Below are 22,356 nucleotides of genomic sequence, written 5' to 3' on the forward strand. Positions count from 1 at the left end.
TAATAGAATGGTTGTTATAGCCTTGGTACACTACCTCATTTTTGAATCACCTCCTATCAAGGGTAGGGCTTACGAGGCCAAGCAGTTACGCCACTAAATGAACTTTAACAGCATCAGGGCCATGCAAATTGAAAAAGTTGCAACTACCTGAGAGCTTGTATTTTTCTTGCTGACCTTAATAAAATATAGGTATTTTTCTTTTAATGACAGGCCTTTCATGTTCCTCACCTCCTTAACCGATAAATCGAACTGACAGGGTTGCAAGATAGGTGATAATAGTCAGCAGTCCTGTACTGGTAACAGTAGAGACTAATCCCTGTCTTTGAATTGTATTGGCTATAAGTCCCGGAATCACAGCACCCATGGCTGCCAGCCCGATGATACCTAGATAGGCCTCTGGAAGCGCAAAGCTGAGGGCATATTTAATAATGATGGCGATCGTGATCATGGCTGTAAATTTTCTTTTTCCGTATAGAATGGTAATCCTTGCAATACCATGGGTAACGATCAGGTAAGTGACTAAACTTATCAGAAATATTAATAATATGGTCTGTGGTTGTCCCATCATTAACGATAAGTATCCCGGCACCACCAAACCTGCCGGCATTACGCCAGTCAGCTCGGTGAACAATAGACTTAAAATAATCCCTATAATGATTGCTATGTAGATATCTGTTGTAATCAAATCACATACCTCCTTAAATTGGTTAGCCTAAGCGCTTTTGCAAAGAATAGCTGATTCTTCTATTATCAATTCAGCAATTTCTTCACCACCACCATGAATATTTCCAACTCCGTATACCACACGATTAGAAAAGTATTTTTCTATTTCATTGAAAACCTCATGGGGTGTTAAGCCTTCTAGGTTTATGTACTCTTTGGCAGTTATGCTTTTCTTATTCAGGGCCTCGGTGATGGGCTTAGTATTCTCACCCATAACCACCAATATATCGATATCCATGTTAGGTAGAACATCCTCTGCAAATTGTATTGTTCGATCAACCCTGTCGGGGCGGCAATTTACTAGAATTAGATTTTTATCTGTCTGATATCCGATACTTTGAATGTGATTCCATATAAATAAAGTTGAATTTGGATCATTGGCCGCAAAGCCATTAACGAAATAACCGTTGTTTTCTTTTCCAATAGGATAGATACTCAGGGCTCCGGGATCAGGGTTAGCATTCAACATGCCCCTTAGCGCAATATCTCTATCAATATTTAAAGCTTCAGCTACAGCCAGGGCAATGGAAACATTTTCAGGAAAAATAATGTATCCGAACTTATCTAAATACCCACTGGGGATTTTAGATTCATCTGCAATAATTGTTTTGCAATTCCGTTTTTCCGCTATTTTTATAAAATAATCATTATACTTACTATCCGTAATGATTAAATAACCGTCCTGGGGAATGGTGGAGGTAAAGGATTCAGCGATAAAATCTAATGTAGGACCGCATAAATCTAAATGATCCTCCCGTACATTCACGATAACACCAATAGTCGCTTTAACCAGGCTATTTTGAAAAGTAATTTGATAATCGGGGTTGACTGCCATACATTCTGTAACAAAGGCTTCTGCTTCCAGTTTGGCGGCCTCCCTGACAACTTTTTTTTGTTCAATAATATTTGGCCCTAAGGGACCACGGGTTATTGGTTTTTCCTCATCTTTGTTCCAATATATAATTCTTGCACTTGTTCCGGTGGTTTTCCCCACTACTTTAATACCAGCTTCCTTTAATACTCCGGTTATTAGTCTTGTAACAGTAGATTTACCTCTTGTTCCGTTAACGTTAATACGGGTATTTATCTTAGATAAATTCTTATTATGATTGACTCGTTCCAATATCCCCAGCAACAGCAGAACAAGAAATAAAAAGATTACTATAACCAATTTAACCCCTCCTACTTTGTCATTTATCGATCCGTAGATGTCCTGTTAAGATAGATTATTAATTTGTCGATCCCTTTCCAGTGAACCATAACCTCCTCTTAGTCTCATTCTTCTAAGGCAATAGGTAATTTGCCCTTAAATTTTAATTGCTTGTCCATTTTTAAGCCAAATAATAAAATACGGTTTTGGTACATTTTTTGTTACCTTAAATATTTTATGGGAATCCACAAATAAGCTGCCTTCTTAGCATTGTCTCATCTCCTATTCAGCATTTTGCTCCATCTAAGCCTTGATTCACTTACCATAAAAGTGAATCTCTGTAAATAATTATAGAAGAATATTATTTCCAGTACATTGCCAATTCTTTAACAATTGTTTCTAAATTGTTATAATTTGTTACCAAAATTTATATTTATACATTTTAAAATTTTAAGATTCAATACGGGTATTTCTTTTTAATTCTTTATATAGAAGGGATTTAATGTAGTGATTTTATGAATAAATAATCTTTTTAACAAATAAATATTTATTATGCTTAAATTTTCGAGAACTATCGTACTAGTATAATGTTAATACCTAATGATATAATTAAAATGCATTTTCAACTATGCCAGTATTTGATTATTAGTAAATGAAATGAATCCCAAAAAGTGAATGGGGAACAAGTTAAGACTATTTTTTCAAGAACTTATGATATTTTATGATCACAAAGACTTTGAAAAGAACGTGACGTGAAATCGTCAAAACCTAAATTACTAGAATTTGGCTTCAACAGCAATGGCAGGGAGGTGTAATGCTGTCAAAGAATTGGTATGAGTCAGCTTAGATTGAAGCGTAAATTGTTAGTATCGTAACGGAGGTGATTAGCGTTGAACTATCAAGGTAAGGTCTTGGTTGTGGATGATGATCCAAACATATTAGAATTAGTAAGATTATACAGTGAAAAGGAAGGCTTTGAAGTAATAGGAGCAAATAATGGAGATCTAGTATTGTCAGCTTTTAAAAGAGAAAATCCTGATGTTATTATTCTGGATATTATGCTTCCTGGGAAGGATGGATTGACCCTGTGCCATGATTTAAGAAAGATACGTATGATTCCCATAATCATGCTTACTGCTAAAGGCGAGGAGGCTGATCGGGTTCTGGGACTGGAAATGGGAGCTGATGACTATGTAGCAAAGCCCTTTAGTCCCAGGGAATTGGTGGCTAGGGTCAAAGCTGTACTACGTCGAACTAAAATACCTGATACATTGGGGAATGTAAATATAAAATACCCAGGACTAGAGATTAGGCCAGATATCAGAAAAGTGTTTATTAATGATAAACAAGTGGAGGTCACACCTAAAGAGTTCGATCTGCTATATTATCTTGCACAGAATCCGCTGCGTGTCTTTTCGAGAGAAAACCTTTTGTCTGCTGTTTGGGGATATGACTATTTTGGGGATCAGCGTACGGTAGATGTTCATGTACGAAGGCTAAGAAAAAAGCTAACTCCTTTAAAGCATGAATATTTGACAACAATCTGGGGTGTCGGTTATCAATTTACCGCTCCGTCCAAATTAAAGGAAGTAGCTTATGAATAAGCATATATCACAGGTGCAGAAGCTACTAAGAAGGCTCTTTGAAATAATCTGCAAAGTCGGATTGGCCTTTAAGCAATTTATGCTAGAGCAGTTTAATAAGAATATTTATACAAGAGTCTTATTTTCGAATGTAATCTGCTTTGTGATCTGTCTGATTACCGTAATCATATTTTTTGACTTTTCAGTAAAGCAGGTAACCCACAGCCAGATTCAACAGGAATTATTCCGAAAGGCTAAACGAGTAAATTTTGCATTACTGCAGCAAGATCATTTAGAAAGTATGATTCTGTCTGAAAACAAAGGTACCAACATCAACGTAACGCAACAGGAGCAGCTCAAATTTTTATCTGATCTCTTTGATGTAAAAATATTAGTCTTTGATAACAAAGGTAATATCGTAGCTACATCTGCAAAACAAGAAATCGTACCAGGGGCCCAGGTAGATAAAAAATATATTGAGACCATCACAAGTGGTGAAACTATTTCAGAAAAAAAAATTAATCAAGAGACGGAAGAATTGGAATTTATAGCAGCCATTCCCATGGGAGACAGTAAAGATACTATTGTAAACGGTATTTTGTTAGAAGTAAAAAAATCCAATATTGATCTTAATAGAATCAGAATGCGTTCGTATCTAATACTGGGAGGAATTTTTCTACTGCTTTTTATTATAGTTGCTTCTGTCTACCAGGCCATACATATTTCCAGGCCTATTTCAAGGTTAACTACCTCTATAGCTGAACTAAACAGCGGAAACTATGTTATTCATGAGGATAATTCTAGCCTCGATGAAGTTAAGGTATTAATTAATCAATTTAATAAACTAGCCGAAGCGATGCAAAGAATGCAGAAGGAAAATCAGAGTGTAGAAGAAGAAAGAACAAAGCTTTTTGCTGAAATATCCCATGAGCTCTGTACACCCTTAACTGCTATACAAGGCTTTGTAGAGGCTATTCAGGATGGCGTAGTTGAAGATCAGGATTTACTTGAAAAGTATCTGAAAATTATTTATACTCAAACGATACATATAAACAGATTAGTTGATGATATGCTACAGCTAAGCCGATTAGAAACTGGCTGCATCAGTCTTAATAAACTTCCCTTTAATTTAATATCGTTGGTAGAGAAGGTTGTTGAATCTATGGAAGCAATGGCTCAATCCGTGGGTTCAACAATTATATTTGAGGAAGGCATTGACCAGGCCATGATTATGGGCGATATCGATCGAATCGAACAGGTAATTAAAAATCTGCTGCAAAATGCCATCAATGCCACGGCTAATGGAGAAATCAAGGTTAAAGTTAAAGTCTCCGGGGGTGAGGTAATTCTCAGTATTAAGGACAATGGTACAGGAATATCCAATGAAGATTTACCCCATATTTGGGATAGATTCTATCGAAATAAGAGTCAGAAGAGCAATAATAAGCAACAGGGCAGTGGCCTTGGCTTAGTGATAGTCAAACAGCTTGTTCAGCTGCACAATGGAAAAATCGATGTGGAAAGTCAGCTTGGGGTGGGAACCACCTTTTATGTATGCTTTCCGGTTTTTTAGCATTTTTCGTCTATAATCATACCCCATGGATAATACACCGGTAATTATCCCATAATATAATTACATTATGATAAAGGAGGGCTTTAGCCATGATCCATGCAGAGGTAGCCTTATACCCATTAAAGACAACCCAGGCCAGTGAAATTATCACCAGCTCAATTAATGCCCTGGAAAATCATGGAGTAGAGTATCAGGTGGGTTCAATGGATACCCATATCCATGGAACCGAGGAACAGGTCTGGAATAGCCTCAGGGCACTTTTTAACCGGGCCAATGCATCCGGTGAGGTAAGCATGGTGGTGACCATTACCAACGCCGCCCATCATTAAAAAGAAAAAACCTTTAGAAGAGCAGAATCCATTCACCAATGGACTGCTCTTTTTCATGTTGATAATCATCATAAAAACGATTTGATTATACTAATTGGGTATAATATGCTACAATAAGATATTTCATTTTCTAAAAGGAAGGGAGTGATGGCTATGACCATAACAGTGGCTTCAGTTTTAACGCTAAGCAGCTTTAAGGGAGCTCGAATTGTGGCGGGCAGCAAGGGGATTCATAATATCATCAATCATGCCTCCCTGATGGAGGTGCCAGATATCTTTAATTATGTAGATGCCAACAATCTCTTAATTACCACCCTTTACCCAATTTATAACAATGAGGAGGCAATTAAGACACTAATTCCAAAGCTGGCAGAGAAAAATCTGGCGGGAATCTGTATTAAACCTATTCGATATGTCAAAGAAATACCGGCAATCATGCTACAACAGGCCAATGAATTGAACTTTCCGGTAATTGAGCTTCCCCCCGATGCAAATTTGTCGACCCTGGTGAATCAAATACTTGAATTAGCTTTAAATAAGCATATTAATACATTGAAGTTCAGAAACTTTGTTCATGAGGAACTGATGAATTTATTTTTAAGGGGAGCCGATATCAAGACCCTTATCGACAGTCTGGCAAAAATGGTGGGATACCCGATATTGCTGTTAGACCGGAATCGAGAAATCATCAGCCTGTCCCAGGAGCTGGAAAATCAGCAAATTTCCCTTCACCCCCTGGAAGGAAATCAGCGGGAGAATGCCGCCCTTCGTATCAAAGTGAATGACAGGGAATACCTTGGAGACCGCTACATCGAATATTCCATCAAGGCCGGAAAAACCGGCTTTGGCTATATTGTATTACTTAAAGGAGACGGTAATAACCCTAATCTGCTGGTGGCCGTCGAGCAAGCCGCCCTATTGATTGCCTCAGTTTTTTACAAAAACAATGCGGTATTGGAAAAGGAAAAAAACTTTCAGGATGCCTTCATTCGAGATATACTACAGGGAAAAATAAAATCCCAGCTGGAAACCATCAATAAGGCCAAGGCCTTCGGCTGGAGCTTGGAATTTCCCCAGGTTATTGGGGTGATTCGAGTGTTTGAAGAAAATGAGCTGATGAAAAAACGTCGCTATGAATATCTAATTGGTTCAGGGATTGTTGAAGGAACCTTTTCCAAAAGACTTTCCATCAATACCAATCGAATTAAAACCATTTACTTAGACGATTCCCTGGTGGTTTTTGTGAATGCACTTTTTATTAATAGTATCAAGGAATCCTGTATGGAAATTGGAAGAAGCATTATTGAAAGCTACAAGCATGATGGAAAGCTGGGAATCGGCATATCTGACATTATAGAAAATATTAATCGCTTTCCCCAGGCCTATCGAGAGGCCCAGGACACCTTGAATTTAGGAGCCATCCTTAACAAGGGCTCCTTTGTTAGCCATTATGACGACTATCAAATGTTTCACCTCATCAAAGAAATTAAAGAGCCCGACCTATTAAGGCGATTCATGACCGATAGGCTTGGCCGGTTAATGGCGTATGATCAAGCCAACGAAACGGATCTGATGAACACCCTTAGGGTACTGATGGAAGAAAACTTTAATGCAAAAAGGGCAGCAGAAAGGCTTTATGTACACTACAATACCTTGAGATACCGGGTTGAAAAAATCAAAGAGCTAGGGGTTCAATTTGAAAATGGCCTTCAAATTGGTGAATTGGTTTTAGCCTACAATATTTACCTCTGGCTAAGGGCTAATCATCAGCTTTAAATGTATATTAATCACAATTAAAAACGTTTTCCAGCGGCGCTTGATTGGCAACAGGTGACAATTAAGTGCCTGTTTTTTTGTCTAAATATTATGATGACTCTGAAAAACCACCATGATATGATTTGAGTAAACCAAAGGTTTAATTTAAAGATATGTTTTGAAGGACTTTTGCAAATAATACAGATATTACAATTGCAATGAAAACCAGAGGGATTAGAAAGGATGAGTTCAATGATGGATGTAAACGTATTCAAAATTTCCATGGCTGCACCCGATGATGTCACAGGACTAAAAAAGCTTATTGACCAGGGGGAAATTGACCCCCGGGATATTGTAGCCATTCTTGGAAAAACCGAAGGGAACGGTTGTGTCAATGACTTTACAAGGGGCTTCACCACAATGGCCTTTAGAACTTATCTGGCTGAAGTGCTGAATATACCCGGTGAGGAAATTGAAAAACGAGTTGCCTTTGTTATGTCGGGGGGCACCGAGGGAGTCATGTCACCCCATGCCACAATCTTTACAAAATCAGAAGTACAAGCAGAGGCCCAGGCTGGAAAATCCCTGGCCATTGGCGTTGGATTCACCAGAGATTTTTTGCCGGAAGAGATGGGAACCCTGGTGATGGTGGAAGAAGTGAAGAAGGTTGTACTAGAGCTGATTAAATCTGCAGGGATAGAGGACAAAAAAGATGTTCACTTTGTTCAAATTAAATGTCCCCTGCTAACCTCTGACAGAATCATAGATGCCCAAAGGAGAGGTAAAAAAGTTGTTGTAGAGGATACCTATAAGTCAATGGGCTATACAAGGGGAGCATCGGCCCTTGGGGTAGCCGTTGCCCTGGATGAAGTGGAAGCCGACGCTGTAACGGAAGATTCCATTCTAAAGGACTGGTCGCTGTACTCACAGGTTGCTTCCACCTCTGCCGGGGTAGAGCTATTAAACTGTGAAATTATCCTAATGGGTAACTCTCAAAAATCTGTAAGTAAATATCGTATTGGCCATAGTATCATGAAGGACGCCATAGACCTGGAGGGGGTAATAGAGGCCATTAAAGACAGTGGACTGGCAGTCAATCAATTACCCACTGAAGATGACAAGAAAAAAATTATTAATATTCTGGCTAAGGCAGAGGCTTCCCCCGATGGCTATGTAAGGGGAAGAAGAAATACGATGCTGACAGATTCAGATATTAACCATACCCGACATGCAAGGGCTGTCGTAAATGGTGTAATTGCCTCCATTGTTGGTGACCCCATGGTCTATGTCTCTGGAGGGGCAGAGCATCAAGGCCCAGCAGGAGGCGGACCTGTGGCCGTTATCATTGAAAAATAATAAAGTGAAGGAATTAGAAAGGGGGAAAATCGATGGAACTATTAATTAGTGTACTGCCCTTGATTGTAATTCTGGTCATGCTGTTTATGAAAAAGCACATGCTGTTTGCTGGCCTTGTGGGCGGAATCCTGGCAATGATCTTCGGTAGAATTTCCATCGGAGAAGCATCAGGAATATTCATCGGCGGTATATCCAATATGCTCAGTATCACCGTTCCAATCCTTTATGCCGCAGCTGCCGTCATGGTTTCTAAGGCCGGCAGTATCCAGGCACTGGTAGAGCTGGCCAAGCGAGGCTTAAAGGGTAAAATCAGTATTCTAGCCGGTATCATCGTGCTGATCCAGGCCTTTGCCACCTATATGGCAGGGATGGGGGCAGGAAACACCATGGTAACAGCCCCGCTAATGGCCGCAGCCCTTGGGGCCATACCAGAGGTTGTGGCAGCCATGGCCATCGCCACGGCAGTCGGGTTTACCACTTCGCCGGCCTCCACTGAAACCATTTTAGCCGCAGAAAGTGCCGGTAGAGAGGTGGCAGCCCATGCCACAGCCATGATGCCCTACACCATAGCCTTCTATATACTGGCTGCCCTGCTGGCAGTCTACGGAGTCTACAAGCGAGGTGCTATGATTCAGGCTGGAAAGGAAGATACCAAGCATCAGGAATCAGAATCCACCTCTGTATTGATTAAAAAGGCAATTCCAGCCATAGCCCTTTTGACCATGGTGGTGGCAGGGAGCTATATTAACACATTAATTGGAATCAGCTTATTCTCACCAGCTACTTCCGTAATTATAACTGCTGTCTTAACCGTTCTATTGACACCTTTAAATACTGATGAGACTTCGGAAGCCTTAATAGAGGGTTCGAGATTTATTTTGACAACACTCTTTGCTGTGGGGATATTTTTATCCTTCATCAATATGATTGCTGAATTAGGCACCTTTCAACAATTGGCAGCCCTTGTAGACAAGGCACCTCAACCAATCATTGTGCCGGCAGCGATAATTGTGGCCTTCTTAATCGCCATCCCCTCAGGGGCCTTCACCGCCGGGGTATTGACCTTAATTTTACCAACCCTGTCAGTGCTGGGGCTACCCTCTGAAGCCATGGGCTTTGTTGCCATCGCCACGGGGCTGGGAACCCAGATCAGCCCGGTTCAAATTAACGTAGCGGCCTTGGCAAAGGGCTTTGATCTGGAAATCATTGATATTATTAAAGGAAATTTAAAATATGTATTAGGGGCACTGGTTCTCTTAATTATTTTAGCAGTGATAATAGTATAAGCCCACAGGTTTTTCTATTCTGATAACCAGATTGAAGGCCGATTGGAGGTGGTCTATGATGGAGAAAAAATCCACGCAAATAGACATAATTTATGGAATTGAGGATAAACCAAGGCTCCCAAAGGGAATTCCCCTTGCCCTACAGCATATATTGGCCATGTTTACTGCCAATATCACCGTTCCATTGTTATTGGCGGGGCTTTTGGGGATGGGTAATACAGAAAGTACCTTTTTGATTCAATGTGCCCTCTTGGTGGCAGGGGTAACAACCCTTTTGCAGATTAGAAAAAATAAATTAATTGGGTCGGGCCTCCCCATTGTAATGGGAACCAGCAATGCCTTTTTACCCACAGTGCTGGCCATTGGCAGGCAATACGGTATTGGTGCCGTCTACGGTGCCGCCTTTGTAGGGGGATTCTTTGAAGCCTTCCTGGGGAAAAACCTGATTCGTTTAAAAAAAATATTTACCCCCTTGGTTTCAGGAATTGTAGTATTGACCATTGGGCTGACCTTAATTCCCGTTGGCATCAGACAGGCTGCAGGAGGAAGCGAAGATATGGGGAATCCTGTCAACCTTTTGATTGCCGGACTGGTTTTAATCGTGATTATTATATTCAATCAAAGCAGAAGTAAATTTTTGAAATCCACATCAATACTGTTGGGGCTTTTGGTGGGCTATCTTGCTTCGCATCTATTGGGGTTGATTGATTTTTCCCCGGTGGCTCAAGCCAGCTGGGTTTCGGTACCCATGCCCTTGCAGTATCAATGGCGCTTTGAACCGGCTGCCATAATGGCAATGATGTTTATGTATGTTGCCACCGCCATCGAAACCATCGGTGACATATCGGCCTTAACAGCCGGTGCCGAGGGGCGGGAGGCCACCCAGGGAGAAATGAGCGGCGGGGTGATGGCCGATGGATTGGCCAGCAGCTTTGCAGCCCTCTTTAATGCCTTTCCCAATACCTCCTATTCTCAAAATATAGGGGTTGTGAGCTTAACCGGGGTATTTAGCAGACACGTGGTGAAGATTGGCGCCTTTATCCTCATTATCCTTTCCCTGCTGCCCAAATTCAGCGCCCTGATTTCCATTATGCCTGGGCCTGTACTGGGCGGGGCCTCCGTTGCCATGTTCTCCATGGTGGCGGTTTCGGGTCTTTCCCTCCTAAGGGAAGTCAGGTACGACAGCCGTAATCTACTGATTATTGCCGTCTCCCTGGGAATCGGCCTTGGGTTAAACATTGTACCAGAAACAGTACAATATCTTCATCAGGATTTACAGCTATTTTTAACTTCAGGAGTCGTACCGGCATCCCTGGTGGCCATTGCCATGGATCAGCTTCTGCCCCGGCAGTAAACACAAAAATTGAAGGGAGGGATTACAATGGAAAAGAAACGGGTCCTGACTGCCCTGACCTGGGACAAGCACTTTAAGGGGCTTTATCGGGAATACAAGGAAGGCCAAACCCTTGGGGTAATCCACAGTGTTTACGCCAGCGTAATGAACCTTCGTGGCCTTCAGGGCCAGCTCTATTCCATTGGGGGCCAAGAAACCGACAATGGCCCCTATACCCTTCGAATTGATACCGGCGGTCAATCCCTAATGGAACTGGGGCTCTTGCCGGGTCAAAGGTTGAGGAGGCAGAGGGGCAGTATTTTGGTTGGAGAAACGATTGAAATCAAGCTGGCAAATATTAAGCTGTGGCAACACAGAAGTTTTAGGAACCTTCGACCTTCAGCCGACATTCTGATTAAAAATTGCAAGCTGGTGGAAAACCAATTAAAGGCCCAGGCTGCCCCAGGGGGGTGCAGCCATTTTTATCACCAAATGCAAGGTTATGTAAACAATTTCCCTACTCTGATGGAACGGGAGCTGGCCCAGCGAATCACTTTATTAATAGGGGCACTTTCTGGGAAAGGAACCATTGAAGGGGCAGTGAAGTCCCTGATCGGCTTTGGCATTGGGCTAACCCCTTCGGGTGACGATTTTATTACAGGTCTGATGGCGGCATTGGAGCTGGCTCCCTTTAAAGAAACAGAAGAAATAAGCAATGCCCTGAAGGCTGCCGTCAAAAACAGCTGTGCCGTAACTACCGACGTAAGCCGCCAAATGCTTACGGCCGCCGTAGCAGGTGAATTTAAACAGCAAATTGAGGAGCTGGCTAAAGCCTTCATGGTAAATGATTCTGAACAATTAAGGAAATGCCTTGCCGAGCTGTTGATGGTGGGCTCTACCTCCGGTACAGATATAGCCGTCGGTATGATCACAGGATTTCAATGGATGATGAATAATACAGAATGGAGGGATGACGATGGAAATTACCATTATCAAGAAAAATGCATACTATGATTCAGTTACCTTAATGTCATTATCAAGTAAGGTGCTGGCCATGGAGGGCGTAACGGAGGCCGTTATTTCTATGGCCACCCCAATGAATAAGGAGCTTTTGGAAAAGGTGGGACTCTCCACCAAGGAAGCCCAGGACGCCGGGGGCAACGATTTAATTATTGCCATTAGGGCTGATCATCAAGGGGCCCTTGAGGCGGCCGAAAAAAAGGTGGATGAGCTGCTCAATACAAGAAAAAAGGGAAGGGATAAGGGCGAAGCCCCCAGTCCCAAGACCATAGCGGGGGCCCTTAAGACAATGGAGGGGGCCAATTTGGCAGTAATTTCCGTTCCGGGTCAATATGCTGCCAGAGAGGCTAAAATAGCCCTGGAAAATGGACTCCATGTAATGATGTTCAGCGATAATGTCACCCTGGAGGAAGAACGAAGACTCAAGGAGCTGGCCCGGGAAAGGGGGCTGCTGATGATGGGGCCCGACTGCGGAACCGCAGCCATTAACCAAACAGGTCTATGCTTTGCCAATCAGGTTCGCAAGGGGGGAATTGGCATCGTGGCCGCCTCGGGTACGGGGTTACAGGAGGTCATGGTACAAATTCATCGACTGGGGGGCGGCATTTCACAGGCCATTGGTACAGGCGGTAGGGACTTAAAGGAAGAAATTGGCGGTATTATGATGCTGCAGGGGCTAAAGGCCCTTGATCAGGACCCGGAAACCCAGGTAATCGTCTTAATTTCCAAGCCCCCGGCTCCATCGGTGGAAGAGCGAATTTTAGAACAGGTAAAGAGTCTGCAAAAACCCGTAGTGCTTTGCTTCCTAGAAGGAGACCCTGAAGGGATAGCAGCAGACAATCTTATTTTTGCCTACAATTTGTATGATACTGCTGAAAAGGCTGTAAGGGCATCGGGCCATGAATTAAATTCAGAGGCGGAAAGCCAACGAAGGGCCCAGGTAGAAGTATTCATTCAGAGGGCTAAGGGGAATTTAAAGCCCCAGCAAAAATATGTTAGGGGACTTTTCGGTGGGGGAACCCTCTGTGCTGAAGCCCTGACAATTTTGCGAAAAGAACTGGGAAGTATCAAGAGTAATATCAGTAAAAGACCCCAGGAGGCCCTGGCGGATTTAGACAGTTACACCGGAAATGTATTGCTGGACCTGGGAGAGGATGAATTCACCCTGGGTAAGCCTCATCCCATGATTGAACCGGCCCTTCGATTAGATCGAATTAAGCAGGAAGCTAAAGACGAGACCGTAGGCGTTATTCTGCTGGATTTTGAATTGGGCTTTGGCTCCCATGAAACTCCGGTGGGGGTGACCTTAGATACCATAAAAGAAGCAAAGGCCCTGGCTTCCCAGGAAGGAAGAAGTATTATCTTTATTGCTTATCTGTGCGGTACCGAGCTGGATAAACAGGGTTACCGCAGTCAGCTTGAATTACTGGAGACAGAGGGTGTATTGGTGGCACAAAGTAATGTGGAGGCTGCCTACATGGCCGCAAGGATTCTACAATAGAGGGGGGTTAAGGATGAAAAGTATCAATCAGCTATTTACTGAAGAACTAAAGATTATCAATATAGGAACAAGTAATTTTCGAGATGACCTGCTGCTGCAGGGAAAAGAGGTGCTGCAATTGGATTGGGCTCCTCCGGCGGGGGGCAGCCAGGCTTTGATTGAAGCCCTGGATCAATTGGCAGGCAGAAGGGAAGAAATTCAAAAAGCCAATCAGAAGGTCGTGGAAATTATGATGAATTCCCACCCGGTTTTGGTGGATGTGGATCGTGCCCTGCAGGTGATACCAGGTATGAAGAAAAATTTAATTCTCCATGCCGGTCCGCCCATTGGCTGGAGCAATATGAGCGGGCCCATGCAGGGAGCCATCATCGGAGCCCTGATTTATGAAGGGCTGGCCCAGGATGAGGAAAGTGCCAGAAGCCTTGCCGCTTCCGGAGAAATAGAATTCGCTCCCTGTCATGAGCATAACACCGTGGGCCCCATGGCTGGGGTGGTATCGGCCTCCATGCCGGTGCATGTGGTTTATAACCAAACCTATGGCAACTATGCCTTCTGTACCATTAATGAGGGGCTGGGAAAGGTACTGCGATATGGTGCCTTTGACGAAATCGTCATCCGCCGGCTAAAGTGGCTGGAAAAGGAGCTGGCACCGGTTCTGAAAAAGGCCTTGAAGCTAACACCGGGAGGCATAGACTTAAAGGCAATCATTTCCCAGGGGGTTCATATGGGAGACGAATGTCATAACCGTAATAAAGCATCCACCAGTCTTTTCTTTAGGGAAATTACGCCCTATATTTTACAAACAGGCTTGCCAATCGATGTAATAAAGACTGTGTTAGGTTTTATGAAAGAAAATGACCACTACTTCCTGAATCTATCCATGCCTGCCTGTAAAGCAGCCACCGATGCGGCCCATGGAGTTGAAAATTCCACCATCGTCACAGCTATGGCCCGAAACGGGGTAGAATTTGGTATACGGGTCAGTGGATTGGGAAATCAATGGTTTACAGGCCCTGCCAATATGATTCAAGGACTGATGTTCCCAGGCTTTAAACCCGAGGATGCCAGCCCAGATATTGGTGACAGTACCATCACCGAAACCATGGGTATTGGAGGCTTTGTCATGGGCGGCGCCCCCGCCATTGTTCAGTTTGTCGGCGGAACTGTGGCAGATGCCCTGGGTTATAGCGAGTCAATGTATGAAATTACTACAGGAGAAAACACCAATTACTCGATACCCACCCTGGATTTCCGTGGCTCTGCCATTGGAATCGATGTAATAAAGGTGGTGGAAACAGGTATATTGCCTATCATCAATACCGGTATGGCCCATCGAATGCCAGGAATCGGCCAGGTGGGGGCAGGACTGGTGAATCCGCCTATGGACTGCTTTGAAAAGGCCCTGCTGGAAATGAGCAAATAACTTAAAAGGAGGAACAGCCATGAGTAGAATTATGATTGCCCTGGGAGGCAATGCCCTGGGGAATACCCCCACAGAGCAGCTTTCCCTGGTTAAAGATACCGCAAAGCCCATAGTTGACTTAATTGAACAGGGCCATGAAGTAATCATTGCCCATGGTAACGGGCCCCAGGTGGGAATGATCAATATGGCTATGGAAAGTGCATCCAGTACTGTGTCAGAAATTCCTCCCATGCCCTTTGCAGAGTGTGGGGCCATGAGCCAGGGCTATATTGGCTATCACCTTCAAAATGCCCTGGGTGAGGAGCTAGGCCGTCGTGGAATAAAAAAATCCGTTGCTACAGTCATTACCCAGGTGGTGGTTTCTCCCACCGATGAGGCCTTTCAAAATCCGAGTAAACCAATAGGAGGCTTTTATACAAAGGAAGCCGCCGCTCAACTGGAAAAGGAACGGGGCTACGTGATGACAGAGGATGCCGGCAGGGGATATAGACGGGTCGTTCCCTCCCCTGTTCCAGTGGATGTGGTAGAAAAGGACATTGTCAAAACCCTGATCGAGGAAGGGCATGTGGTAATTACCGTAGGCGGGGGAGGAATACCCGTTGTTCGGGAGGGCCATGGCCTAAGGGGCGTATCAGCCGTGATTGATAAGGACCTGGCCAGTGAAAGGATGGCAGAAATTATAGACGCAGAATATTTATTTGTCTTAACTGCCGTAGACCGGGTTTCCATCAATTTCGGCAAACCCAATCAAATGGATTTAGATCGAATTTCCACCCGTCAGGCCTACGATTATATTAAGGAAAATCATTTTGCACCGGGCAGTATGCTTCCCAAGGTGTTGGCAGCCATCAAGTTTGCCGAGTCTAAAAAGGGAAGAAAGGCAGTGATTGCCTCCCTTGAAAGGGCTCGAGAGGCCTTGGTGGGAAAAAGCGGTACTATTATTTATGAAGAATAAAAAAAGAGAGGCGGTGCTATCACTGCCTCTCTTTTAGTTCTAGTTCTGTAATTTACAGACTAAATATTTTCCTTACGTAGACCAAATATTTTATCCTTATATCTTTCCAAAACCTTCATTAAGGGATACCCCAGACCATAGCAGGCAATGGCCTGACCCAGGCCTACCCAGGCCATGATGGGCAGCAGGGGCATAGCATCGGGAGTACCTAAAAAGATATAGTATAGCATTGCTCCAATGATTACGGCATTCACCAGAACCGGTGGAAGGGGTACCAGGGATTTTCTTGACATTTTATAGGAAAGATAGGCAGCAATTAAGGTGGCCAGTGTACCCAATACAATGTCTAACAGGCCATAGGGGCCCAGCAGGTTAGAAATCAATACCCCTAAGGTCAGGCCAGGTATGGCGGCAGGCGTAAAAAAGGGCAATACTGTCAATGCCTCGGCCACCCGAACCTGCATAATACCGTAGCTAAAGGGCTTGAAGGCTTCCACCATCACCACATAAATGGTAGCGATCATGGCCGATTGGGTTAAAAATTTAGTTTTATTCATCCTTTAATCCTCCAATCCAAGGAAGTAATTAAGTAGATAGAAAATAAATATTCCACAAGCATAGCTATAATTTAAACATATCTAAAAAGCCTTGTCAATCATTGCGATGGTACATTCAGCAAAAAAAGTCTAATGACAATATTGAACATTATATCAGTTCAATCGGTTAAAATAAATGAAAAATTATTTTAAAAAAGTGATATGGCTTGAAGGAATTCGTCAAATATTGTCGAATTAAGTAGAAAAATAGCAATGAAACCAGTATCCTCAAATAATATGATTTGAGCGATAATGGCAAACTTGTCGAAAGGTAAGGACGCAAAGCTATGGGTCTAAGGGAGCAGAAGCTTCTATGACTGCCAGGCTGCCGAAGAAATCATGTAGGCTAAGGAAGGCACGTGTTTTTGAAGCCTTTCAAGTTAATGGGCGACCCTTCTAAGGTAGTCTGTGTATGAAAAAAATTTGAGGAGGAATTGAAATGGTTATTAAAGATGTACAGGGCAAGTACGAAATCAAGGTAGACACCCAAAGAAGAATTGTTTACGAAAATCCCAATGGATTATGGGAAAAATCAGACTTTGAAAGATTTAAAAATGATTATATCAATAAGGTAGGCCCCCTAATTAAAGGAAAAAAATGGGCTAAGTACTGTGATCTAATTGGTTATCGAACCTCTAATATTACAGATGAAATCGGAGAGCTGAATATTTGGTGCGAGGAAAATGGTCTAACCCATGCCGCCCTTTTGGTGGAAAGCGCCATCATTAAAATGCAAATGAATAGAAGTGTAAAGGGAACCGTTTATCCCCAGGCCTTTACAGACCCTAAAGAGGCAGATGCCTGGTTGAAATCCCAGGGCTTCTAATAATTACATATTGAAAGGCATTTTAAACCCCTGTTGAGGCCGGCCAGCCCCTGGCAAGCCATTAACAGGGGTTTATTTTATGCCCCTTTTTAATATTTCCACAGCCGACATCAAGCCGTTTTGCTTCCCTTTTTCAACCGTCCACAGCATTCAAAATGTTATATCATAATATTATCAAGAAAGCATTCTTGAAGCTGCTCCACCAAGGAGCGGCATTTATTTTACCCTTTTTTCTCTGCAGAGAAAGGTAAGCTGTAGGCTCAATAATTCATCTAGCAAGGAGTGGTGAAATGAAGATAACTTCACCAGAGGCATGTCATGCATTTTTAGTCGATTACTTAAAAGCAAAGGAAGCATTAGGCCAGATAACCATTCTGGGTCAGGAGGTTGAAATAGAATCCCAGCTACCTCTGGTGCAGCCGTTAATGGTTGTGCTTGAAGAGAAAAGGGAGGTTGAACCCCTGGCATTTCAAGATTATCTTGGGGAAAGATTCGATCAGGAAAGCAACAGGATGATCGAAGTACGGGGCAGGCTGCTGCAAATCACCTATCAATTGCAGCTTTGGAACGAAATACTGGAAAATAATCAAGGGGAAGCTGAGGCTGATCTTAAGACCCTTCAACAACACCTTGAAGAAATCTTTGCCTTTGATGAGGCGGCCTTGAAGTCCCGTGGAATCAATCTAAAGGGCTTTAACACAGAAAAAATAGTAAAGGAATCTACCCGGGAGAATCTGTTGAAATTAACCTGTCAGTTAAAGCTTCAACTGTTTTGGGAAAAGGAATTTATTTACGAAATGGTGGAGGAAATCATTCCCCACACAGAATTGAAAAGGGAGGAATAAACCATGTCAATTAAAAACACCCAACGTATCGGTGTATTTTCAGAATCCATTGTATCAAAGGAGGTATCGGGCTTTCCAGGTACCTGCCTGCCCGTGGGGATTGTGGCTACTGTAGATGAGTCAGTCTATACCGGTGAAGCCAAGGCCCATGGTATTCAGCTGAAGGAGGAAGCCCAGGAGCTGTTCGGGAAAGACAGTGAGATGGCTAAGCTGATTGAGATTGTCACCCTCAGCGGTGTAAATCGAATAATTGCCGTACCAGTATTAGGGTCAGAGGAGGGAATCAGCAAAGCCGATTATGAGGCAGCCCTGAATCTATTGGCCAATGAAGAGGCTGTAAAAATTGTGATCAGCGATACGACTGATCCAGAAATTCATCAGGCCATTAAGCTACATTGTGAGGCGGCTTCAGAAAACCGAAAGGAAAGAAGATGCCACCTGGGCCTGAATAAGGAGCTTTCGGTATCAGCCATGACAAACCAGGCTGCAGCTCTCAACAGCGGCAGAGTAACCCTTTGGGGAAGTGTACCCTTAAGGCTTGATGGTACGGCCCATGACAGCTCTGTCTATTTAGCCGCCGCCGCCGCAGCCCAGGATGCTTTAGAGCTGGATCCTGCCATGCCCATTCACAACGTACAATTACCTGCTTCCCTCTTTGGAGGCCTCTATAATCGCTTAGAAGAAGCCCAGTACGAAGCCCTTTATGGCGGGGGCGTTGCCGCCTGCAGAGCCGTCAACGGCAGAATTTACATTGACCGGTGGGTGACAACCTACACCCAAAATGACCAAGTGAATCCGCCGGTGGCAGACGATATCTATCAAGAGGGAACCGTCGCCAAAGTAAAGGATTATATTGATGAGGGCTTAAGAAATCGTCTGGCTACCCTGCATCCGAGGGTGAAGGCAAGCCAAAGCGTAATGAATGAAATTAAGGCCGATACCATGGCCTGGCTAAAGGAACAGGAGGCCCTGGCCATTATTGAAGAGCCTGTTATCACCAAAATTGAACAGCAGGCTGATCTTCGGTCCAGGTTCCATGTTTACTATAGCTACAAGGTAGTTCTACCATTAAATACAATCTTCCTTCATGGAAAAGCATTGGTATAGGAGGGATTTAGAATGAAAAACTTTATAATGGATTTACAGCTGTTTGCAACAATACCAACCAGTGATGATATTTATTTCAGAATTATCCATAATGGTGCATCTAAAAAGGTGGCCATCGTTGAAAGCTATCGGGTTAATAAAAAGAAGGAAGTCAAAAGACAAGAGGCCTTTGGTGAGCACGAGGCCATTGCCACCTTCGGCGGAACAACCGATTATGAGCTGGAAATTTCAAAGGCCTATGCCACAGAGGCGGCTATTAATGATGGTATTTTCCTTGATGAGCTAGAAAATTTTGAGTTTGTTATTGAAAAGCCCGACCGTTCAGAGGTTTACTCGGGCTGCAATTGGAGCGAAATTTCAGAGGATGGAAAGCTGAAGGACAAGGTTGTTGAAAATATTAAATTCAGCGCCGCCAAGTTTAAGAGGATTATGAAATAGGGAGTAGCTGCGGCTACTCCTTTTATCAACCATTCCAGGAGGGATAAAAATGGAAAAAAGTAAGCTGGCAATGCTGCGGGAGGGAATACCCAATCATCGGATTGTGAACTATCCCGGTACCGATTTAAAGGTGGCGGTGGTGGCCCTAAGCTCCAGGGAAATTATTGAGGCCCGGGAAGGGGCAATGAAATATCTGAAAAATAAGCAGGTGGATCTCAATACAGCAGATTTGGTATTAAACCTTTATATATTGCAATTGGCCATGAGGAATCCAGAAAGCTTAAAAGAACCCTTTATCAGCTCCATTGAAGAGCTTGAAGAGTTATCGACTCCCTTAGAGATATACGAGCTTCATCAAATATATTTAGAGGTACAAAATGAGATGAAGTCCGATTTACAGATGATGACCACTGATGACTTTGAAGCCCTAAAAAAGCAATTGGGTCAGATGACCTTGAAAGACTTCGATGGAGAATTGCTGACTATTTTAAAACGCTTCCATCTGACCCTAGCTTCAAAGGCCTCACAGGGGGGCAATTAGTCTGGATCTATGCCAATATGCAGTTAGATCAGGAGGAAAGAATGGATTCCCTCTGTCCCAAGTGTAAGGGAGCGCTTCAAGAAGCCCGGTGCGTGGGATGCGGAACAGCTTTAACCCATCAATTCCATGGAGTTAATCAGCAATTTGATGATAATGCCTTTCAAAAACAGGCAAGGGAGTAGGTGAGAAAAATGGAAAGTAGCAATCAAGGAATTGGGTTGATAGAAAATTTAGATTGGTGGGGTATTGAAAGAACTGGTGGGGCGGTTTTGACCCTGAGCCACAGGCTAAAGGAAGCTGACAGATGGGGGCAAATATTTGGAGGAAATCTAGCTGTTTTGTCCAGTATCTACTTAACCACCACCCTGAGGAGTGTTAAGGATTTAGAAAACGGAGTTTATCAGCTCATAGAGGCCTTTCAATATCTTCAGTCATTTAACCAAATGTATCCTGCTGAACTCAACAGCAGTATTCCAATTGGGGCTAATGGAGCATCACCGATATTAGACGACGTTCTAAGACAGCTGAATGAATTAAATCCAACTTTAAGGGAACTGATAGAAGCTTTAAAGCAGAACTATTCTCTTCCTGGGGAAGGCCCTACAGACACTGGGGGCAAAAGCGGATTGGAGAATGCTTATGGTTATGCTAAGGAGTTTGTCTTTATGGTAAATTTTCTTAATACGCTAGGAAAAATTTTAGGGTTTACGGGTGGAGAACTGGGCATTGTTTTAACCAGGCTGATGGGTAAGGCCCTAGCGCCTGCATTATTACCAGGAATTTTAGCAGGAGGCATGATGTATGGCACATTAGCCCTTGGTCAAAAACTACAAAAATATGACCCTTCCTATCAAGAAATTAAGGCGTTAGATGAATATTCAGGATATGAACGAATTGAAAAAATTCAAGAGCAGAATTCTGATCAGATTGATCAAAAACAATATCAAGAAATTACAGATTTTGTAAGATCAATTTCGGCTGATAAAAGATATCATACCCAGGAAACGATGCAGGAATTTGTCAATAACCTAGCGAGTGAGATGGAGATAAACATTGCCCAGGGTAAGGATTACTTGATTGAGCATGGTTCCAATGGTACTTTAACTGACACGCTGGTAGAGAAATTTATACAGTTTCGAGAAGAAAAGAATATGGAACGATTTAAGCAATATCAGAGCCAGAATCCAATAATTAAAAACCTGACAGATTACCGAAGCCTGGAACAGCAGATCAATTTACATCAAAATCTACAGCAGAGCATAATTACGAAGCCATCCTTCTCTGTAGAAGTAAACATTGATGGAAAAAATATCCCTAGCAGTGCAACGATTATTGATTCTCGAGAAATAAGTGAATGGGTTTCTAATTTTGATGAAATTGACAGCATACGCTATGGCAAGGAAGCCATCAGAATGGGATAAGGGGGAATTAAATTGAAATTATCAGCATTAAAATATAAAACCTATACCTGGCCCAACAATCCCAGAAGCTATTCAATTCGATTTGAAAAGAATACGGCTGTTCACCATTATCCCTTTACCAATATTAATGAAATTGACGATACTGGTATGAAACCCAGGGAGGTTTCCGGTGAAGGCGAATTTATCGGGGAAGGGGCCTATGAAGAATTTAAAAAATTGGCCACAGTGTTTTATAATCGTGGGCCGGGGCCGCTGATTCACCCCATCTGGCAAATTCAACAGGCTGTTTTTTCAAGGCTTGAGGTTCAGCAGGAGCCGACACCTAATTATGTCAGATATAGCTTTAGCTTTATCGAGCATATTCCTCAGCCAGAGGTATTAACGGTAATACAAACGACACGAGAGGAGTCGCCTCAGGCTGAATCAGGCACTTCACAGTCTTCTGCTGCAATCCATGTGGTGAAAAGGGGAGAGACCCTCTCGCAAATTGCCAAGGTATACAACACTACCTGGCAGCAGCTGGCTGAAAAAAATCCCCAGATAAAAAACCCTAACTTGATTTATCCTGGTCAAGAAATAAAAGTGTAGGTGATAA

Annotated in this window: 23 protein-coding genes and 1 riboswitch; of the genes, 19 read left to right on the forward strand and 4 right to left on the reverse strand. The window is 43.1% G+C overall.

The features are described from left to right. Positions 1–93: 93 nt before the first annotated feature. The 3 genes from ACYQ1I_RS09085 to pgsB are packed head-to-tail and all read right to left on the reverse strand — an operon-like array spanning position 94 to position 1,894. A complete protein-coding gene (locus ACYQ1I_RS09085; RefSeq protein ID WP_459764492.1) occupies positions 94–219 on the reverse strand; it encodes a hypothetical protein in 126 nt (41 codons plus the stop codon). A gap of 13 nt (positions 220–232) precedes the next feature. Next, a complete protein-coding gene (gene pgsC, locus ACYQ1I_RS09090) occupies positions 233–685 on the reverse strand; it encodes a poly-gamma-glutamate biosynthesis protein PgsC (RefSeq protein ID WP_459764494.1) in 453 nt (150 codons plus the stop codon). A 27-nt stretch (positions 686–712) separates the two neighbouring features. Then, a complete protein-coding gene (gene pgsB / locus ACYQ1I_RS09095; RefSeq protein WP_459764496.1) occupies positions 713–1,894 on the reverse strand; it encodes a poly-gamma-glutamate synthase PgsB in 1,182 nt (393 codons plus the stop codon). 869 nt (positions 1,895–2,763) lie between these two features. Here pgsB and ACYQ1I_RS09100 point away from each other — a divergent pair. The 11 genes from ACYQ1I_RS09100 (at position 2,764) to arcC (ending at position 15,987) form a co-directional block, all read left to right on the forward strand. Further along, complete coding sequence (locus tag ACYQ1I_RS09100; protein ID WP_459764498.1) at positions 2,764–3,477, forward strand: response regulator; 714 nt, start codon at positions 2,764–2,766, stop codon at positions 3,475–3,477. Further along, on the forward strand, positions 3,470–5,029 hold the full coding sequence (locus ACYQ1I_RS09105) for a sensor histidine kinase (RefSeq protein ID WP_459764500.1): 1,560 nt from the start codon (positions 3,470–3,472) through the stop codon (positions 5,027–5,029). Before ACYQ1I_RS09100 ends, ACYQ1I_RS09105 begins: the two co-directional genes overlap by 8 nt. 89 nt (positions 5,030–5,118) lie before the next feature. Continuing rightward, complete coding sequence (locus ACYQ1I_RS09110; protein ID WP_459764502.1) at positions 5,119–5,358, forward strand: YkoF family thiamine/hydroxymethylpyrimidine-binding protein; 240 nt, start codon at positions 5,119–5,121, stop codon at positions 5,356–5,358. Positions 5,359–5,505: 147 nt separating this feature from the next. Beyond that, on the forward strand, positions 5,506–7,134 hold the full coding sequence (locus tag ACYQ1I_RS09115) for a PucR family transcriptional regulator (protein WP_459764504.1): 1,629 nt from the start codon (positions 5,506–5,508) through the stop codon (positions 7,132–7,134). Positions 7,135–7,365: 231 nt separating this feature from the next. Then, the gene (gene atzD / locus ACYQ1I_RS09120; RefSeq protein WP_459764506.1) at positions 7,366–8,469 is read left to right on the forward strand and encodes a cyanuric acid amidohydrolase; all 1,104 of its coding nucleotides are present in this window, start codon (positions 7,366–7,368) and stop codon (positions 8,467–8,469) included. Between the two features lie 32 nt (positions 8,470–8,501). After that, a complete protein-coding gene (locus ACYQ1I_RS09125; RefSeq protein WP_459764508.1) occupies positions 8,502–9,755 on the forward strand; it encodes a hypothetical protein in 1,254 nt (417 codons plus the stop codon). Positions 9,756–9,813: 58 nt separating this feature from the next. Beyond that, entirely contained in the window at positions 9,814–11,109 is a 1,296-nt protein-coding gene (locus ACYQ1I_RS09130; RefSeq protein WP_459764510.1) for a uracil-xanthine permease family protein, read from the forward strand. A 27-nt stretch (positions 11,110–11,136) separates the two neighbouring features. After that, the gene (locus tag ACYQ1I_RS09135) at positions 11,137–12,102 is read left to right on the forward strand and encodes an oxamate carbamoyltransferase subunit AllH family protein (protein WP_459764512.1); all 966 of its coding nucleotides are present in this window, start codon (positions 11,137–11,139) and stop codon (positions 12,100–12,102) included. Continuing rightward, complete coding sequence (gene fdrA / locus ACYQ1I_RS09140; protein ID WP_459764514.1) at positions 12,065–13,609, forward strand: acyl-CoA synthetase FdrA; 1,545 nt, start codon at positions 12,065–12,067, stop codon at positions 13,607–13,609. Before ACYQ1I_RS09135 ends, fdrA begins: the two co-directional genes overlap by 38 nt. A 13-nt stretch (positions 13,610–13,622) precedes the next feature. Then, positions 13,623–15,032, forward strand: coding sequence for a YlbE family protein (locus ACYQ1I_RS09145; protein ID WP_459764516.1), 1,410 nt, complete (start codon positions 13,623–13,625; stop codon positions 15,030–15,032). A gap of 19 nt (positions 15,033–15,051) precedes the next feature. Further along, the gene (arcC, locus tag ACYQ1I_RS09150; RefSeq protein ID WP_459764518.1) at positions 15,052–15,987 is read left to right on the forward strand and encodes a carbamate kinase; all 936 of its coding nucleotides are present in this window, start codon (positions 15,052–15,054) and stop codon (positions 15,985–15,987) included. Positions 15,988–16,046: 59 nt separating this feature from the next. On the opposite strand, the gene ACYQ1I_RS09155 is transcribed toward arcC, so the two are convergent. Continuing rightward, positions 16,047–16,544, reverse strand: a complete 498-nt coding sequence (locus ACYQ1I_RS09155) for a QueT transporter family protein (RefSeq protein ID WP_459764520.1) — start codon at positions 16,542–16,544, stop codon at positions 16,047–16,049. A gap of 283 nt (positions 16,545–16,827) precedes the next feature. Further along, a riboswitch (cyclic di-GMP riboswitch) is annotated at positions 16,828–16,916 on the forward strand. Positions 16,917–17,022: 106 nt separating this feature from the next. On the opposite strand from ACYQ1I_RS09155, the gene ACYQ1I_RS09160 reads away from it, so the two are divergent. The 8 genes from ACYQ1I_RS09160 to ACYQ1I_RS09195 all read left to right on the forward strand — a co-directional run bounded on the left by ACYQ1I_RS09160 (position 17,023) and on the right by ACYQ1I_RS09195 (position 22,349). After that, positions 17,023–17,409 (forward strand): hypothetical protein, encoded by a 387-nt coding sequence (locus ACYQ1I_RS09160; protein WP_459764522.1) that lies wholly within the window; start codon positions 17,023–17,025, stop codon positions 17,407–17,409. A 290-nt stretch (positions 17,410–17,699) separates the two neighbouring features. Then, on the forward strand, positions 17,700–18,254 hold the full coding sequence (locus ACYQ1I_RS09165; protein WP_459764524.1) for a hypothetical protein: 555 nt from the start codon (positions 17,700–17,702) through the stop codon (positions 18,252–18,254). 3 nt (positions 18,255–18,257) lie between these two features. Next, positions 18,258–19,361, forward strand: a complete 1,104-nt coding sequence (locus ACYQ1I_RS09170) for a phage tail sheath subtilisin-like domain-containing protein (protein ID WP_459764526.1) — start codon at positions 18,258–18,260, stop codon at positions 19,359–19,361. 12 nt (positions 19,362–19,373) lie between these two features. After that, a complete protein-coding gene (locus tag ACYQ1I_RS09175) occupies positions 19,374–19,799 on the forward strand; it encodes a hypothetical protein (protein WP_459764528.1) in 426 nt (141 codons plus the stop codon). Positions 19,800–19,848: 49 nt separating this feature from the next. Next, positions 19,849–20,340 carry a hypothetical protein gene (locus tag ACYQ1I_RS09180; protein WP_459764529.1) on the forward strand — a complete coding sequence of 164 codons (492 nt, stop codon included), beginning with the start codon at positions 19,849–19,851 and terminating at the stop codon, positions 20,338–20,340. A 41-nt stretch (positions 20,341–20,381) separates the two neighbouring features. Next, the gene (locus tag ACYQ1I_RS09185) at positions 20,382–20,522 is read left to right on the forward strand and encodes a hypothetical protein (RefSeq protein ID WP_459764531.1); all 141 of its coding nucleotides are present in this window, start codon (positions 20,382–20,384) and stop codon (positions 20,520–20,522) included. Between the two features lie 9 nt (positions 20,523–20,531). Further along, on the forward strand, positions 20,532–21,761 hold the full coding sequence (locus tag ACYQ1I_RS09190) for a hypothetical protein (RefSeq protein ID WP_459764533.1): 1,230 nt from the start codon (positions 20,532–20,534) through the stop codon (positions 21,759–21,761). Positions 21,762–21,773: 12 nt separating this feature from the next. After that, the gene (locus ACYQ1I_RS09195; RefSeq protein ID WP_459764535.1) at positions 21,774–22,349 is read left to right on the forward strand and encodes a LysM peptidoglycan-binding domain-containing protein; all 576 of its coding nucleotides are present in this window, start codon (positions 21,774–21,776) and stop codon (positions 22,347–22,349) included. Positions 22,350–22,356 lie beyond the last annotated feature (7 nt).

The organism is Alkaliphilus crotonatoxidans, assembly GCF_054658015.1.